General features: G+C 72.3%; 11 protein-coding genes. 7 read left to right on the top strand and 4 right to left on the bottom strand.

Annotated elements, in window-relative coordinates; translation table 11 throughout:
- Positions 1 to 900: 900 nt before the first annotated feature.
- On the bottom strand, positions 901 to 2,850 hold the full coding sequence (locus ABLE68_RS20500) for a CocE/NonD family hydrolase (RefSeq protein WP_348873859.1): 1,950 nt from the start codon (positions 2,848 to 2,850) through the stop codon (positions 901 to 903).
- The gene (locus tag ABLE68_RS20495) at positions 2,847 to 3,908 is read right to left on the bottom strand and encodes a P1 family peptidase (protein WP_348873857.1); all 1,062 of its coding nucleotides are present in this window, start codon (positions 3,906 to 3,908) and stop codon (positions 2,847 to 2,849) included. The genes ABLE68_RS20500 and ABLE68_RS20495 overlap by 4 nt, the downstream gene beginning before the upstream one ends.
- Here ABLE68_RS20495 and ABLE68_RS20490 point away from each other — a divergent pair.
- Genes ABLE68_RS20490 through ABLE68_RS20475 form a run of 4 tightly spaced genes read left to right on the top strand, consistent with a single transcriptional unit; the run spans position 3,907 to position 9,564 of the window.
- Positions 3,907 to 5,028, top strand: a complete 1,122-nt coding sequence (locus ABLE68_RS20490; protein ID WP_348873855.1) for a histone deacetylase family protein — start codon at positions 3,907 to 3,909, stop codon at positions 5,026 to 5,028. The two genes, ABLE68_RS20495 and ABLE68_RS20490, sit on opposite strands and share 2 nt — an antisense overlap.
- On the top strand, positions 5,029 to 8,055 hold the full coding sequence (locus ABLE68_RS20485; RefSeq protein ID WP_348873853.1) for an FtsX-like permease family protein: 3,027 nt from the start codon (positions 5,029 to 5,031) through the stop codon (positions 8,053 to 8,055).
- Between the two features lie 29 nt (positions 8,056 to 8,084).
- Entirely contained in the window at positions 8,085 to 8,918 is an 834-nt protein-coding gene (locus ABLE68_RS20480; RefSeq protein WP_348873852.1) for an ABC transporter ATP-binding protein, read from the top strand.
- Complete coding sequence (locus ABLE68_RS20475; RefSeq protein WP_348873850.1) at positions 8,911 to 9,564, top strand: ABC transporter ATP-binding protein; 654 nt, start codon at positions 8,911 to 8,913, stop codon at positions 9,562 to 9,564. Before ABLE68_RS20480 ends, ABLE68_RS20475 begins: the two co-directional genes overlap by 8 nt.
- Here the strand turns inward: ABLE68_RS20475 and ABLE68_RS20470 are convergent.
- On the bottom strand, positions 9,561 to 10,760 hold the full coding sequence (locus ABLE68_RS20470; protein ID WP_348873848.1) for a S8 family peptidase: 1,200 nt from the start codon (positions 10,758 to 10,760) through the stop codon (positions 9,561 to 9,563). The two genes, ABLE68_RS20475 and ABLE68_RS20470, sit on opposite strands and share 4 nt — an antisense overlap.
- 110 nt (positions 10,761 to 10,870) lie before the next feature.
- Here ABLE68_RS20470 and ABLE68_RS20465 point away from each other — a divergent pair, with 110 nt between their 5' ends.
- The 3 genes from ABLE68_RS20465 to ABLE68_RS20455 all read left to right on the top strand — a co-directional run bounded on the left by ABLE68_RS20465 (position 10,871) and on the right by ABLE68_RS20455 (position 14,436).
- Positions 10,871 to 13,027 (top strand): MMPL family transporter, encoded by a 2,157-nt coding sequence (locus ABLE68_RS20465; protein ID WP_348873847.1) that lies wholly within the window; start codon positions 10,871 to 10,873, stop codon positions 13,025 to 13,027.
- 1 nt (position 13,028) lies between these two features.
- Positions 13,029 to 13,742 (top strand): hemerythrin domain-containing protein, encoded by a 714-nt coding sequence (locus tag ABLE68_RS20460; RefSeq protein WP_348873845.1) that lies wholly within the window; start codon positions 13,029 to 13,031, stop codon positions 13,740 to 13,742.
- A gap of 133 nt (positions 13,743 to 13,875) precedes the next feature.
- Entirely contained in the window at positions 13,876 to 14,436 is a 561-nt protein-coding gene (locus ABLE68_RS20455; RefSeq protein WP_348873843.1) for a TetR/AcrR family transcriptional regulator, read from the top strand.
- A gap of 19 nt (positions 14,437 to 14,455) precedes the next feature.
- On the opposite strand, the gene ABLE68_RS20450 is transcribed toward ABLE68_RS20455, so the two are convergent.
- Positions 14,456 to 15,439: an aldo/keto reductase gene (locus ABLE68_RS20450; protein ID WP_348873842.1), complete on the bottom strand. Its 984-nt coding sequence runs from the start codon at positions 15,437 to 15,439 to the stop codon at positions 14,456 to 14,458.
- Positions 15,440 to 15,461: the final 22 nt, after the last annotated feature.

The raw sequence follows: 15,461 nt of genomic DNA, 5'->3' as shown, positions 1-15,461 counted from the left end.
GGTCGCTGCGCGACCGCGTTGGTTGAGGAAGGCCCCCTGGGGTTTCGAGACGGTCACTGCGCGACCGCGTTGGTTGAGGAAGGCCCCCTTGGGGCCTGTCTCGAAACCCCCGCAGCTGACGTCGGCGGTGGGGTGCGGGGGTTTCGAGACGGTCGCTGCGCGACCTCCTCAACCAGCGGAGACGGTCGATGTTGGTCCCCGTTGGTTGAGGAAGGCCCCCTGGGGGCCTGTCTCGAAACCCCCGCGGCTGACGTCGGCGGTGGGGTGCGGGGGTTTCGAGACGGTCGCTGCGCGACTTCCTCAACCAGCGGAGACGGTCGCTGTTGGTCCCCGTTGGTTGAGGAAGGCCCCCTGGGGGTTTCGAGACGGTCGCTGCGCGACCTCCTCGACCAGCGGAGACGGTCGCTGTTGGTCCCCGTTGGTTGAGGAAGGCCCCCTGGGGGCCTGTCTCGAAACCCCCACGGCCGACGTCGGCGGTTGGGTGCGGGGGTTTCGAGACGGTCGCTGCGCGACCTCCTCAACCAGCGGAGATGGTCGCTGTTGGTCCCGGTTGGTTGAGGAAGGCCCCCTGGGGGCCTGTCTCGAAACCCCCGCGGCCGACGTCGGCGGTTGGGTGCGGGGGTTTCGAGACGGTCGCTGCGCGACCTCCTCAACCAGCGGAGACGGTCGCTGTTGGTCCCCGTTGGTTGAGGAAGGCCCCCTGGGGGTTTCGAGACGGTCGCTGCGCGACCTCCTCGACCAGCGGAGACGGTCGCTGTTGGTCCCCGTTGGTTGAGGAAGGCCCCCTGGGGGCCTGTCTCGAAACCCCCGCAGCCGACGTCGGCGGTTGAGTGCGGGGGTTTCGAGACGGTCGCTGCGCGACCTCCTCAACCAGCGGAGACCGGTTGCTGCGCGACCTCCTCAACCAGCGGCGGGGCGCGGGATGTGCTCGGACCAGGTGCGGTGGGAGACCTCCGCGCCGTCGAGGGTGGCGTCGAGGTCGATGGTGACGTCGACGCCGGCGGCCGTGACCGCGATGTCCATGGTCGACGTGACCTGGACGTCGGCGCCCGGCCACTCGAGGTCGTAGGTCGTGACGGCGTGTGCGGTCTGGTGGTGCGTACGACGCTCGACGCTGACCTCACCGAAGTAGTCCTCGCGGGCGAGCCCGTCGTACGGCGTCTCGTACTCCGACACGGTGTGGGTGCGGGCGGTGGTGGTCCGCCGCAGCACGTCGTCGCTGATCTCCCAGGTGGTGCCGTCGATCGACTCCGACGAGTGCGGTGCTCCGGGCGTGAAGGTCGGCGCGGGGTAGGCACCCTCCAGCAGCGGCAGCGAGACCGAGCCGCCGTGCACGGTCAGGGTCACCGGTGCGGGCGGGGCGACCGTGTTGGGCCAGTCGGAGCCGGCGACGCTGATCCGGAGCCGGTTGCCCGGCGTCCAGAAGTAGGCGCAGGCGTCGAGGTCGACCACGACGTCGTACTCCTGACCCGGCACCAGCGGCGACGGCGATCCGTGGACGCCGTCTCGGAAGGCGAGGTCGAGGGTGCCGCGCGCGACCAGGGCGGAGGTGCCGTCCGGGAAGACGTCGCAGAGCTTCACCGACAGGGATGCCTGGGGCGCCGAGGCACTGACGCGCAAGGTGGCGCGTGGCTGGCCGACGACCGGGTCCGCCGGGGGGACGACGTCCCAGGTCAGCGAGCGGGCGTCGTCGAGCCGCTGGTCGCCGGACTGGCCCCAGGGGAGGTGGCCCGCGCAGTCGATCCACGCGGCCGTCCCGGTGTCGGGGATGACCTCCAGCCGTCGGTGCCCGGTGAGCTCGACCGACCACGGCCGGGTCGGTGGCACCGAGGGGAGCCGGAGCCACCAGCCCTCGTGCAGGTCGAGGTCGGGAGCAGGCACGGTGGAGGAGCGGACGAAGACGTCGCAGTGCGACTCGTACGGCTGGTTTCGAGACGGTTGCTGCGCACCCTCCTCAACCAACGGAGGGCGCAGCCACTGGTCGAACCACGCGGCCATCTCCACGTCGAGGTCGATCCGCGGGCCGGGCATCGCGTGCATCGGGTCGGCGTGCGCCCAGGGTCCGGCGAGCAGCCGGTGCGGGACGGCGTTCTCCGCGAGGGCGGCGACGGTGCGGAACGAGTTGTTGCGGTAGCCGTCGGCCCAGCCCGCGACCAGCATGGTCGGGATGTCGAGCCGTTCGTAGCCGTCACCCGCGGCATCGAGCCGCACCGACCCGCCCTGCCAGTAGGGGCCGTGCACGTTCTCGCGGAGCCAGGTCAGCACCCAGGGCTCGTTGGTCTCCAGACGCCGCTCCCACTCGGCCCGCCAACCGTCGCCCCACAGCCCAGGAACGGGCGGCAGCACGCACATCGGCGTCATGTAGTGGTTGTAGTCCACGAGGTCCACCAGCTTCAGCGCGCCGCCGCGCCAGTGCACGTCGTCGGTCCAGCGGTCGTCGCTCGAGTAGATCGCGAACACCGCACCCAGCGCGGGCACGTCCTCGCAGGCGATCTGCAGCGAGTTGAAGCCGGAGTACGACGTGCCGAACATCCCGACGCGGCCGTTGCACCAGTCCTGCTCCGCCAGCCAGGCGATCACCTCGGGCAGGTCGCGCTGCTCGGCGGGCTGGTACTCGTCGAGCGCGTCGCCGGAGGACGATCCCGTGCCGCGCACGTCGACGCGGCAGACCGCGAAGCCGAACCGGTCGCGCAGGTCGTCGTAGCCCGCGGCGTACGACGACGTCAGGTCGTCCTTGCGGTAGGGCAGCGCCTCGAGCAGGCACGGTTGCGGTCCGGACTCCGGGTCCGGCAGGTAGAGCGTGGCGGCGAGCTCTACCCCGTCGCTCATCCGGATGCGGACCTCGCTCATCGCAGCAGGTCCAGGACGGCCGGGGAGTGCAGGGACTCGCTGGAGTGGCCGTCGCGGCCGACCGTCGTGGGGGCGGTGAACATGGAGTTGAGCACCGCCTCCTCGGTCGCCTCGACGACCGCCTGGAAGAGCGGGTCGATGCCACGGCCACTGAGAGGGACGACGTCCGCCCGCTGGTCGCGGTCGAGCCGCATCCCGGTGCCGAACGCCATGAAGATCTCGCCGCTGCCGTGGTGGGCGACCGACCCGGCCCGAGCCAGGCCGAGACCGACCCGGCGGGCGAGGCGGGCGCACGAGGCGCCGTCGACCGGGGCGTCGGTGACGACGATCCCGATGCACGACCCGGCGGGCTTCTCGGGTTCCGACGGTCTCGACAGGCTCGACCACCGATCTTCGAGCAGCCGCCCGACGGGGACACCTGCGACCGTGAGCTCGGAGCGAGCACCGAAGTTGGTCATGAGGAGGACGGCGACCGTGTGACCCTCGGCGGTCACCCGCGACGACGTACCGATGCCGCCCTTGAACCCGAGGCAGGACATGCCCGTCCCCCCGCCGACCGCGCCCTCGTCCGGAGCGGTCGAGGATCCTCGCGATGCCAGCGCCGCCGCGTGTGCCGCGCGGACGTCGTCAGCGGTCACGTGCATCCGCCGGCAGTCGTTGAGGTACGAGTCGTCGCACTCGCCGACGATCGGGATGATCACGTCGTCGGCGACCTCGGCGTGAGCTTCGAGCGCGATCTCGCAGGCCGCGTCGTAGACCCGGCCGAGCTGCATGGTCGATGTGAGGTAGACCGGCGTCTCGGCGGACGCCCACTCCTGTGCGGTGATGAACCCGGTGCACTCGCCCGCACCGTTGAGCACCGCCCCACCGGCCGGGACCGGCCGCAGGTAGGCGTCCTCGGCCAGCACCAGGCAGCTGACCCCGGTCCGGGCCACCAGCGGCTCGTCGCGGTGGACGGTCGCGTGTCCGAGACCGACCCCCTCGACGTCGAGGACGGAGTTGGTCGGCCCGGTCGGCAAGGAGCCGATCCGGATCCCCAGATCGCGCGCGCGAGGCATGCAGGTCATCCTGCCGGAGTCGGCGCAGATCGGGTGGGATGCTGACGCGGTGAGCATCCCCGTGGTCTGGTCGCCGACGACGCGGCTGCACGTCCCGAAGCACGAGGTCTGGGTCGGTGTACCCACGCCGGGCACCGAGCTGCCCGAGCGGGTCGACGTCATCCTGGCTGCCCTCGAGGGCCACCGGCTCCACGAGGCGGCACCGCACGACGACGAGCTGCTCGATCTCGTGCACGACGGTGAGCTCCTGGCCTTCCTCGAGGGCGCGGCCGCGGCCTGGGCAGCGGCGCCGTACGAGGAGATCGTCGGGCAGGACCGGGTCGTGCCCTACTTCTTCCAGACCGCCGGGCTGCTGGCCGGCATGGAGCCGACGCCAGCCACCGCACTCCACGCGCAGGCGGGGGAGCACTGCTACGACACGATGACGCTCGTCGGTCCCGGCACCTGGGAGGCCGCCCGCGCGGCCGTCGACGTCGCCCTCACCGCGGTCGACCTCGTGGTCGCCGGCCAGGACAAGGGTCTGCGTGCGGCGTACGCCCTCTGCCGGCCGCCGGGCCACCACGTCACGCCGAGCGGGTACGGCGGGTCGTGCTACCTCAACAACGCGGCGGTCGCCGCGGAGGGGCTGCGCGCCGCCGGCCGGGCGAAGGTCGCGGTCATCGACATCGACGCCCACCACGGCAACGGCACCCAGGCGATCTTCTGGGAGCGCCCGGACGTGCTCTACGGCTCGCTCCACGTCGACCCGGCGGCGGGCTGGTTCCCGCACGTGTTCGGGCACGCGTCCGAGACCGGGGTGGGCGACGGTGAGGGCGCCACCCGCAACCTGCCGCTCGCCGAGGGCACCGGTGACGGTCCGTGGACCGAGGCGGTCGCCGACCTCGCGCGGTGGGTCGCCGATGCCGACTGCGACGCCCTCGTCGTCTCGCTCGGCGTCGACGCCGCGGGCGACGACCCGGAGAGCCCGCTGCAGGTGACCGCCGACGGCTTCCGGGCTGCTGGGGTCTCCCTCGGCGCGCTCGACCTGCCCAGCGTCCTGGTCCAGGAAGGGGGTTACGATCTCGCGAACATGGGTGGACTGGTCTCGGCCTACCTGGACGGCCACGGGGGGACTTGGTAGATGCGCTGGCGGTACCGGCCGTTCCAGGCTGCGGCGATCGCCGCGCTGGCGGCCCTGATCACCGCGTGCGCGGCCTTCGCACCGCTCTACGACCGGGCGATGCAGCAGGCGCTCACCGACATCGCGATCGCCCACGAGGCGCCGTCGGTCGTCGGGCTTCAGCTCAGCGCCGAGCAGGGCGAGCCCGAGTACGCCGGCGGTCCCGCCCCGACGCTGCCGACCCCCGAGGACCTGCTCCGGCGGGTCCCGGCGTCGACGCAGGACCACTACCTGGGTCCGATCGTCGGCTACTCCGCGGACGTGCGGCCGCTGCCCGAGGGCGTCCAGGACCCGGCCGGGTCCATCACGTGGCGCGACGGCCAGTGCGACCACCTCACGTTCGTCGACGGTGCCTGCCCCACCGGTCCCGGTGACATCGCCGTCAGCAAGGCCGACGCCAAGATCTTCGGGTACGACGTGGGCACCACGTTCCGCGTCGCCGGAGACTCCCGCTCGGCGACGCTGACGGTCACGGGTGTCTACGAGCAGGAGGCCGGCGACTACTGGTTCGGCCTCGTGCTGACCGGCTACTCGGGCGTCAGCGACCCCGTCAGCGGGATCAGGCAGCACGACGTCTGGCTCACGCCGCGCGAGACCTTCGACTCGCGCTCCCTGCCGCTGCTGCCCGGCCTGAGCTCGTCGGTCGACCTGCCGCTCGACAGCGACAACGTCGGCGTCGACGACGTCCTCGCGCTGTCCGACGACCTTGCCGTGATCGAGGACCAGGCCAAGCACGACGCCCGCACCCAGGCCGAGGTCCACGTCGTCACCGGCCTGCCCGACATCGCCCAGGACATCCGCGACCAGACCGAGCAGTCTCGGGTCACCGTGCCGTTGCTGATGGCGCAGCTCGGACTGCTGGCCGTCGTCGTGCTCTGGCTGGTCCTGCTGGCCGTCACCGAGCAGCGGCGACCCGAGGTCGCGCTGGCCCGGCTCCGAGGCCGCGGCCGCAAGGGCGCGCGAGGCCTGCTGCTCGGCGAGCTGCTGCCCGTCGCACTGGTCGGCGTGGTCCCGGGCTTCGTCGCCGCCCTGCTCGGCGCCTGGTTCGCCCGCACGGTGATGCTCCCTGGCGACGCGCCCTTCGAGATCCGCCTGCCGGTCGCGGCCGCCGTGCTCCTCGCCGTCGTCGTGCTCACCCTCGTCACCGTCGTCGCGGTCGCCCGGATCGTGCGCGAGCCCGTGGCGACCCTGCTGCGGCGCGTCCCGCCGCGCCAGACCCGCTGGGGTCTGGGGGTAGCCGACGCCCTGGTCATCGCCGGCTGCGGCGCCCTCGTGGTCGCCTTCGCGACCGGGAGCCTGGACGGCCCGATCGCGCTGGCCGCGCCCGGCCTCCTCGCGATCGTCGTCGGTCTGGTGATGGCCCACCTGACTGCGCCCACCGCCTCGATCGTCGGTCGGCGCCTGCTGCGCCGGGGCCGCGTCCGCGCCGGTGTGAGCGTCCTCGACGCCGCGCGCAGTCCCGGCACCCGGCGGATCGTCGCCGTTGTCACCCTGGCCTCCGCGCTCGCGGTCTTCTCGGCCGACGCGTACGTCGTCGGCGACCGCAACCGGGCGTCGGCCGCCGAGCAGGAGGCCGGCGCGCCGCTCGTCGCCACCGTCAGCGGCAACAACCTCAGCGCCATGCGCGACGCGATCGACGAGGTCGACCCCGACGGCCAGGAGCTGACCCCGGTGGTCTCGGTCCGGCCGTCCGGGGACGGGCCGACCACGGTGGCCGTCGTCCCGGACGGCTTCCGGTCCATCGCGCTCTTCCCGGGTGGCGCACCGCCTGCGTCGACGTGGGACCCGCTGGCCGTCCCCGACGTCGACCCGATCGAGCTCACCGGGCCCGAGCTCACCCTCGACGTCCGTGACTCGACCCTGAAGTCGACCCGGATCGACGGCGGGCCCAACCCGGTCTCGATCGGCGTCGACCTGGTCCGCAACGGCGAGACGCTCCACACCACGCTGGGCCACCTCGACAGGACGGGTGACTTCCGCCTGACCAAGGCCGTCAGCTGCACCGACGGCTGCTACGTGACCGGGATCTGGGTCGGCACCCTGCCCGGTGCGTCGATCAAGGGCACCGCGCTGCTCTCCAGCGGCCAGATCGACCTCACGCCCGCCGACCAGTGGGTCGACGTCGTCGACGATGACAACGGCATCTTCCAGGCCGACGACCAGGGTGCCGATGAGCTCAGCATCACCGTGCAGAGTCCCGGCACGACGGTCTTCACGCTGCCGCACGCCTGGGTGCCCGGGATCGTACCGACGCTCGTGCCGCCCGGGGGAGACGACGCGACGGACCTCACCGTGGTCGGTCTCGACGGGCAGCAGCGCGACGCGAAGGCCGTCGGGACGCTCGACCCCGTCCCGGGGTCCGGCCCGGACAGCAACGTCGTCAACCTCGACCTGATCGGCCGCGGCAGCGGGGTCACCAGCCTGGCCGACATCGAGGTGTGGTTCGCCCACGACGACCCGGCCCTCCTCGACGAGCTCACGACGGCACTCGACGACCGCGGCATCGCCGTCGCGGACGTCACCACGCTCGGCGACGTGCGCGCGACGTACGACGACACCGTGGCTGCCTGGAGCCTCCAGCTGTCCGGCCTGGTCGGCGCGGTCTCGCTGCTGATCGCGCTGCTGGTGCTGCTCGTCAGCGCGCTCAGCGGCTGGCGCTTCCGCACCCGCGACCTGGCGGCGCTGCGGATGAGCGGCGTCCCCGGCCGGTCCATCCGGGCGATGTCGGTCGCCGGCCAGCTGCCGGCCGTGCTGGTCGGTGTGGTCGTCGGCAGCATCTGCGGGGTGTACGGCGCCCAGCTCGCCCTCCCGATCGTGCCGCTGTTCGCGACGGCGCCCGAGGTCTCCACCCTCGACCTCGACACCGCGTGGTCAGCGGTCGTCGTGGCCGCGGTCCTGGCGCTTGTCGTGCTCGGCCTCGGCGCCAGCCTGATCGGGCGCGCGCTCGCCCGCCGTTCCGAGGTCCGACGACTGAGGGAGACCCTGTGATGGCGCAAGGGACCGGGACCGGCCTGCACGTGAGGACCCAGGGACTGGTGCACATCTACCGGTCCGAGGGACACGAGGTCGCGGCGCTCTCCGGCGTCGGGCTCGACGTCGCCGCGGGGGAGATGATCGGACTGCTCGGTCCTTCCGGGGCCGGCAAGTCCACGCTGCTCAACCTGCTCGCCGGCGTCTTCAAGCCCAGTGCCGGCAAGGTGTTCGTCGGTCCGCTCGAGCTGTCGGCGGCGACGCCCCGCGAGCTCGACGACATGCGGGCGCGCGACGTGTCCCTGATGCTGCAGGGCGCGAGCCGCAACCTGCTGCCCTACCTCACCGCCCACGAGAACGTCGGGTTCGCCCAGGGTGCGGCGCGCAAGGCCGGCAAGGACCTCCCCGACCCGGACGAGGTGCTCGCGACCGTCGGGCTCGGAGCCGATGCCCACCGGCCGCTCGCCGAGCTCACGCCGGGTCACCTGCAGCTCGCCGCGCTGGCTGTCGCGATGGCGCCGCGGCCCGGGCTGCTGCTCGCCGACGAGCCCACGAGCCAGCTCGACCACCCGGCCCGCGACCTGGTCCTGGAGCGGATGTCGGCGGTCAACCGCGAGCTCGGCACCACGGTCGTGCTCGTCACCCACGACCCCGACGTGGCGGCGTACCTTCCCCGCACCGTCACCATCCGCGACGGCCGCGTCGGTGGCGAGGGCCGCAGCGGCGAGGAGTACGCCGTGGTCACGGCCGACGGGTTCCTCCCGCTGCCGCTCCACGTCCGCGAGAACCTCCAGCCCGGGACGTTGGTGCGCTTCCACCTGGTCGACGGCCAGTACGTGCTGATCGCGGACCAACAGACAGGGGAGGGTCCCGATGACTGAGCTGCGTGCGACCGACGTCAGCGTGGCGTACGGCGACCTGGTGGCCCTGCGCGACCTCTCGCTGGCGGTGCGGCCCGGTCAGCTGCTGGCGGTCACCGGCCCGTCCGGCGCGGGGAAGTCCACGCTGCTCTGGGCGCTCGCGGGCGCACTCACCCCGACGAGCGGCGAGGTCTCCTTCGACGGGTCGCCGATCGGCACCCGCGAGCAGGCAGCAGGTCGCGGCGTCGTCATCGTCCCGCAGGGCAACGGGCTCGCGTCGTCCCTCACCGCGACCGAGAACGTCGTCGTCCCGATGCTGGCGACCGGGGTCGGCGCCGACGAGGCCTACCAGCGCACCCAGGACGCCCTCGCCCTCGTGGGCCTCGAGGAGAGCGGCAACCACCTGATCGAGGAGCTCTCCGGTGGCCAGCAGCAGCGGGTCGCGCTCGCGCGTGCCTTCGCCGCGCAGGCCGTCGTGCTCCTCGCCGACGAGCCCACCAGCGACCTCGACGCCGCCAACCGCGAGCGGGTCATGGTCACGCTGCGCGCCGAGGCCGAGCGCGGCGCGATCGTCGTGATGGCCACGCACGACCCCGAGGCGGCGGCCCAGACGGACGGGGAGCTCCACCTCGACGAGGGTGTCGCGGAGTGGCGCCGACCGCTCTAGAGACCGCCCGTGAAGACCAGGCGGTTCGCGGTGTTCGCGGGGTTGCCCCCGATCACGCCGGCGGTGGCGTGCGAGGTGAGCCACTGGGTGATGTCGTCAGGCGTCGCCGAGTGGTGGCTGGCGAGGTAGAGCGCGGCGACCCCGGCGACGACGGGTGAGGCCATCGACGTGCCGCTGATCGTCTTCGTCATCCCCCCGATCCAGTCACTGGGGATGTCGGCGCCCGGTGCGTAGCCGTCCACGCACGAGCCGTGGTTCGAGAAGGACGCCTTCTGGTCGGTCGACGTGCTGGCCGCGACCGTGAACGCTGCCGGGACCCGGGCCGGCGAGTAGGAGCACGCGTTGGCGTTCGAGTTGCCGGCGGCCACGGCCACGAACACGCCGGACGCGATCAGGTGGCGCACGGCGGTGTCGATCACCTCGGACCCGCTCGCGCCGAGCGACATGTTCGCCACGGACCTGTCGGCGTGGTGGGCGGTCACCCAGTCGATGCCGGCCAGGACGGACGCCGACGAGCCCGATCCTCCGCAGCCCAGCACGCGGACGCCGACGAGCGTCGCCTTCTTGGCCACGCCGTACGTGCTGCCGCCCGCGATCCCGGCGACGTGCGTGCCGTGGCCGTGGCAGTCGTCGCGGACCGAGCCCGCGTCGACCGAGTCGAACGCGCTTGTGGCGCGCGAGCCGAAGTCCGGGTGCCGCGGCTCGATCCCGGTGTCGATGACGTAGATGTGGACGCCGGCTCCCTGCGACGTGGAGGAGTACGTCGAGTCGAGGGGCAGCGCGGTCTGGTCGATGCGATCGAGGTCCCAGGGCGCCCCGGTCTGCGTGGCGTCCATGTGGACGCGGGTGTCCCGGACGACGTACATCACCTGGGGCGAGTGGCGCAGGCGCCGCACCTGGGCGCGGGTCAGCCTCGCGGCGAAGCCCTCGAGGTCGGCGACGTACTCGAAGTCCGGCTTCGCGCCGATCCAGGCGGCGATCCGGTCGTCCGCGGCCTTCGCCCTCTTCTCGGACTGCTTGGTCGGGTGCTTCGGCAGCGTGGCCCTGAGCACCACGATGTAGTGACGGGTGCCGTGGGCGGCCCGCGTCGCGGGCGCGTCGGGTGGAGCGGCCTGCGCGGTCGGGACCGCCGTCAGGGTCAGCGCCGCGGCCAGCATGGCTGCCGGCCCCCATCTGAGTGCTCGCCGGCTCGTCACGGACGGCAGCGTACGCCCGGCGGCTCCCAGTCAGATCCCAGTCGGCCTCAAGGAGCCGCGGTCAGAGTCCTCTCACCAGACCACCTCTGACCAAGCACAGGAGCACGACCGTGACCCGCATCCTCCACCGTCTCGGCTACCAGACCGCGGCCCATCCCTGGCGGACGATCTCCGCCTGGGTCGTGGTCGTCATCGCCGCCTTCGGGCTGGCGGGCTCCTTCGGGGGCACCTTCCACGACGACTACGACATCCCGGCGGCGCGGGCGCAGGCCGGCATCGAGCAGCTGCGCGCCCACGTCCCCGACGGCGGCGGCGCGACCGCCCAGGTCGTCGTCCACGACCCGTCGGGCGACGCGCTCCGCGCGTCCGACGTCGACGCTCTCGTCCAGCGCCTCCACGGCGTGGACCACGTCAGCTACGTGACCGAGCCGCGGATGTCCGAGGACTCGGACACCGCGTTCGTCACGGTGTCGTACGACGTCCCGGTGACCGACCCCGACCTGGCCGGTGCCCAGGGCTACGACCCGCTCGTCGACGCCATCGAGCCGTTGCGCGAGGCCGGCCTCCAGGCCGAGCTCGGCGGCGAGCTGCCCGGAAACTCCGAGTCGCAGATGAAGGGGACCGGTGAGCTGGCCGGCGTCATCGCGGCGCTGGTCCTGCTGATCGTCGCCTTCGGCTCCGTCGTGGCCGCCGGCCTGCCGCTCGCGGTCGCCCTGATGGGTCTCGCCGTCGGCTCGGCGGGCGTCACCCTCCTCGCCTCGGTGATGGACGTCAGCACCTCGGCGCCGACCGTCGCCTCGATGGTCGGCCTCGGCGTCGGCATCGACTACGCCCTGCTGCTCGTCACCCGGCACGTGGAGTTCCTCGGCCAGGGCGTCGACAAGCGCGAGGCCGCCGGCCGCGCGATGGCCACCGCCGGCCGATCGGTCGTCTTCGCGTCGGCCACGGTCCTCATCTCCCTGATGGGTCTCCGCTTCGGCGGGCTCCCCGTCTACTCGACGTTCGGCTACGCCACCGCGATCGCCGTCGTCTCGGTCCTCGCGGCCGCCATCACCCTGGTGCCCGCCCTCTGCGGCCTGGCCGGCAACCGCCTGCTGCCCCGCAAGGTCCGCAAGAACCGCCCCGCCAGCTCCACGAAGCCCCTCACCGCCCGCTGGGCCGCCGGGGTGTCGAAGCGGCCCGTGGCCGCGGCTCTCGCTGCACTGACCTTCCTGCTCCTGCTCGCCGCCCCCACCCTGGGCATGCGCACCTGGCCGCAGGACGGCAGCAGCAACAGCACGGAGACGTCGCAGCGCCGTGCCTACGACCTGATCGCCGCCGAGTACGGCGACGGCGCGAACGGACCGTTCACGCTCGTCGTCGACACGACGCAGCTCCGGTCCCAGGGGCTCGACCCGCAGGCCGTCGCTGACCAGGTGGCCGCGGAGCCCGGAGTCGTCGGGGTCACCACCCCGGTCACGACGCCCGACGGTGCGATCAGCGTCTTCGAGGCACAGCCGGCGTACGGCCCTGCCGACGAGCGCACCTCCGCCCTCGTCACCACCCTCCGCGCCGACCTCCCGGCCGGGGTCGAGGTCACCGGGCTCACGCCGCTGTTCTCCGACCTGTCCGGGATGCTCTCCGGCAAGATCTGGACCGTCGTCGGGTTCGTGGTCGCGGTGTCCGTGCTGCTGCTGGCGATGATGTTCCGCTCGGTCGTCGTGCCGCTGAAGGCAGCGGTCATGAACCTGCTCTCGATCGGTGCGGCGTACGGCGTACTCACCCTCGCCTTCCAGCACGGCTGGGGCGGCAGCCTGCTCGGCATCGACCACCCGGTTGCGGTGTCGAGCTGGATCCCGATCCTGATGTTCGCGATCCTCTTCGGGTTGTCGATGGACTACGAGGTCTTCCTGCTCTCGCGGATCCGCGAGGACTGGCTGCGCACGGGTGACGCCCGCGGCAGCGTGGAGCGCGGCCTCGCCTCGACCGGCCGGGTGATCAGCTCGGCCGCCGCGATCATGGTCGTCGTCTTCCTCGGCTTCTCCACCGAGGCCGACACCGTGGTCAAGCAGCTCGGCTTCGGCATGGCGGTCGCGATCGTGCTCGACGCCACCGTGGTCCGGATGGTCCTCGTCCCCGCGACGATGACGCTGCTCGGCTCGTGGAACTGGTGGCTGCCGGCCTGGCTCGACCGCCTGCTCCCGACCATCTCCGCGGAGACGCACGACGACGCGGACCTCTGGGTGGAGCTGGACGAGTCCGACGCCGGCGAGAAGGCCGGTGTCTGACATGAGCACCGGCACGAGCACGTGGCCGCGGCAGCTCCGGCTGCCCGGCCAGGTGGCGGCCCCGGACGGGCCGATCGACATGCGGATGATGTACGTCATGCACCACGCGTTCCGGCGCGACCTCGACCTCTTCTCGGCGGCGGTGCGCAACACGCCCGCCGCCGAGCGGGGCACCTGGGCGCTGCTGGCCGAGCGGTGGGAGCTCTTCGCCGAGGTGCTCCACGAGCACCACACGGTCGAGGACGACGGCGTCTGGCCGGCGCTCGCGCAGGTCTGCACGTCGGACGAGCGCGCCACCCTGGCCGCGATGGAGTCCGAGCACGGCGAGATCGACCCCCTCCTCGAGGCCTGTGCTGCCGGCTTCCGGCGGCTGACCGACCACGCGGACGAGGACGCCCGGGCCGCCCTGACGGTGCGGGTGTGTGCGGCCCGCGAGTCGCTCCGCCGCCACCTGGCCCACGAGGAGACCGAGGCGATCTCGATCATCCAGCGCCGGCTGACGGCTGAGGACTGGGAGCGGATCGAGGAGGAGCACATCCCGAAGCCGACGTTCGCCAAGGTGGTGCGGATCGTCCCCTGGGCGGCGTTCGGCGTCCCGCGCGAGGCGCTCGAGCGCGTCTTCACCCAGCCGGGCGGCGGTGGCTTCCGGGTGATCTGGCGGCTGACGCGGCGCCGGTTCGCCCGCCGGCACGCGCGGACGTTCCGGTTCGCCTGACAGTGCACCGGATTTGGTTGTTCACACGTTCGTTCGTGATCTACGTACGAACGTGTGAACAACGCGCAGGCACCCCCTGACCGCCTGTGGAGGACCGACAGCCCAGGACCGGATCCTGTGCTGAGGTGATGTCATGCCTCGCCTGTTCGACCACGACCACCGCGTCGATGACCTGACCAGTGCCGCGATCCACCTCCTGGACACGGAGGGGATCACCGCCTTCACCCTTCGCAGGATCGCAACGGTCGCACGGGTGAGCCCGTCGTCGGTGGCCGCACAGCTCGACAACAAGGAGCGGATGACTCGGCTGATCACGCATCGGATCTCGGCCCGGCTGCTCGACGAGATCCGCTACTCGATCCGCGAGCACGGCCCAGCTCGACTCGTTCCCGATGACGAGCTGCTGCCGCTCGTGCGCAGCTGGCTCGCGATGTGCGAGCTCGCCCGCGGCGACGACGCACTCGCACCCGTGGTCGCCCACGTGCAGGAGGAGGAGCACCGCTGGCTCATTCAGTCGGCGTGCCGTCTCGCGCACGATGACCGGGTGGGCATGGACGTCCTCCACAGCCTGGTCACCGGGCTCTGGATGGCCCGGTGTGCCAGGACCGATCCGATGTCCTACGAGGACGCGCTCAACGCCCTCCTCCACGCGTGTCGTGCCCTCGGCGTCCCGGTCGACGAGGCTGCCGCCTGACCGCGATCAGGACCGAGCTTCAGCCGGCGGCGTCGAGCAGCTCCCGCTGCTCGGGCGTCAGGTCGAGGTCGACGGCGGCGAGCGTCTCGTCGAGCTGGGCGACGGACGACGCGCCGACGAGCGGGACGACCGGCAGCTCGCCGCCGATCAGCCACGACAGCACGACCTGGTTGGCCGTCGCACCGGTCTGCTTGACGACCTCGGCCAGCGCGGCCCGGCGCGGGGGAGTGCCGGCGTGGTCGAAGCTGTCGCGCATCGGCTTGTCGGCGCGCACGTAGGCACCACTGAGGAGCGGCGAGTAGGCGACGAGGTGCAGGCCCTGGTCGCGGACCAGGCTGCGGATCTCGCCGCTCGCCGTGCCTGCGTTGCCCTCGGGCGCGCGCAGCGCCGGCTGGTCGGTGCGGGCGTTGAGGTAGCTGTGCGAGTACTGCAGCACGTCGTACGCCGGGAGCCCGGCCGCCTTCGCCAGGGTCCGCGCCCGCTCGACGCGCCAGGCCCAGTGGTTGCTGGCGCCCAGGATCCCGACCGTGCCGTCGGCGGCGAGCTGACCGAAGGCCTCCACCTGCTCCTCGAGCGGGACGTCGAGGTCCTGGACGTGGGCGTAGTAGAGATCGAGCCGCTCGAGCCCCATCCGTTCCAGGCTGCGCTCGGCCGACGCGCGGATGTTGGCCGCCGTCAGTGGCTCCATGCCCTGCGAGAAGTCCGGTCCCGGCTTCAGCGGCCGGCCACCGACCTTGGTCGCGATCTTGATCTCGTCGCCGATCCCGCGGTCCTTGCGCCACCGGCCGAGGAGCTCCTCGCTCTGACCGCCCATATTGTCGCCGGCGACCCAGAAGGCGTAGTTGTTGGCGGTGTCCAGGAACGTCCCGCCGGCCTCGACAAACCGGTCGAGGATCGCGTACGACGTCTCCTCGTCGGTCCGGCTCCCCATCAGCATCGCCCCGAGGGCGATCACGCTGACGGTCAGCTTGCGGTCGTCGGGCCCGATCTCGCGATAGCGCATCCCGTCATCCTGGACGTTGGAG

The sequence above is a fragment of the Nocardioides pollutisoli genome (assembly GCF_040045055.1).
GTDB classification, from domain to species: Bacteria; Actinomycetota; Actinomycetes; order Propionibacteriales; family Nocardioidaceae; genus Nocardioides; species Nocardioides tweenelious.
This window is presented reverse-complemented; position numbering and strand designations above follow the sequence as displayed.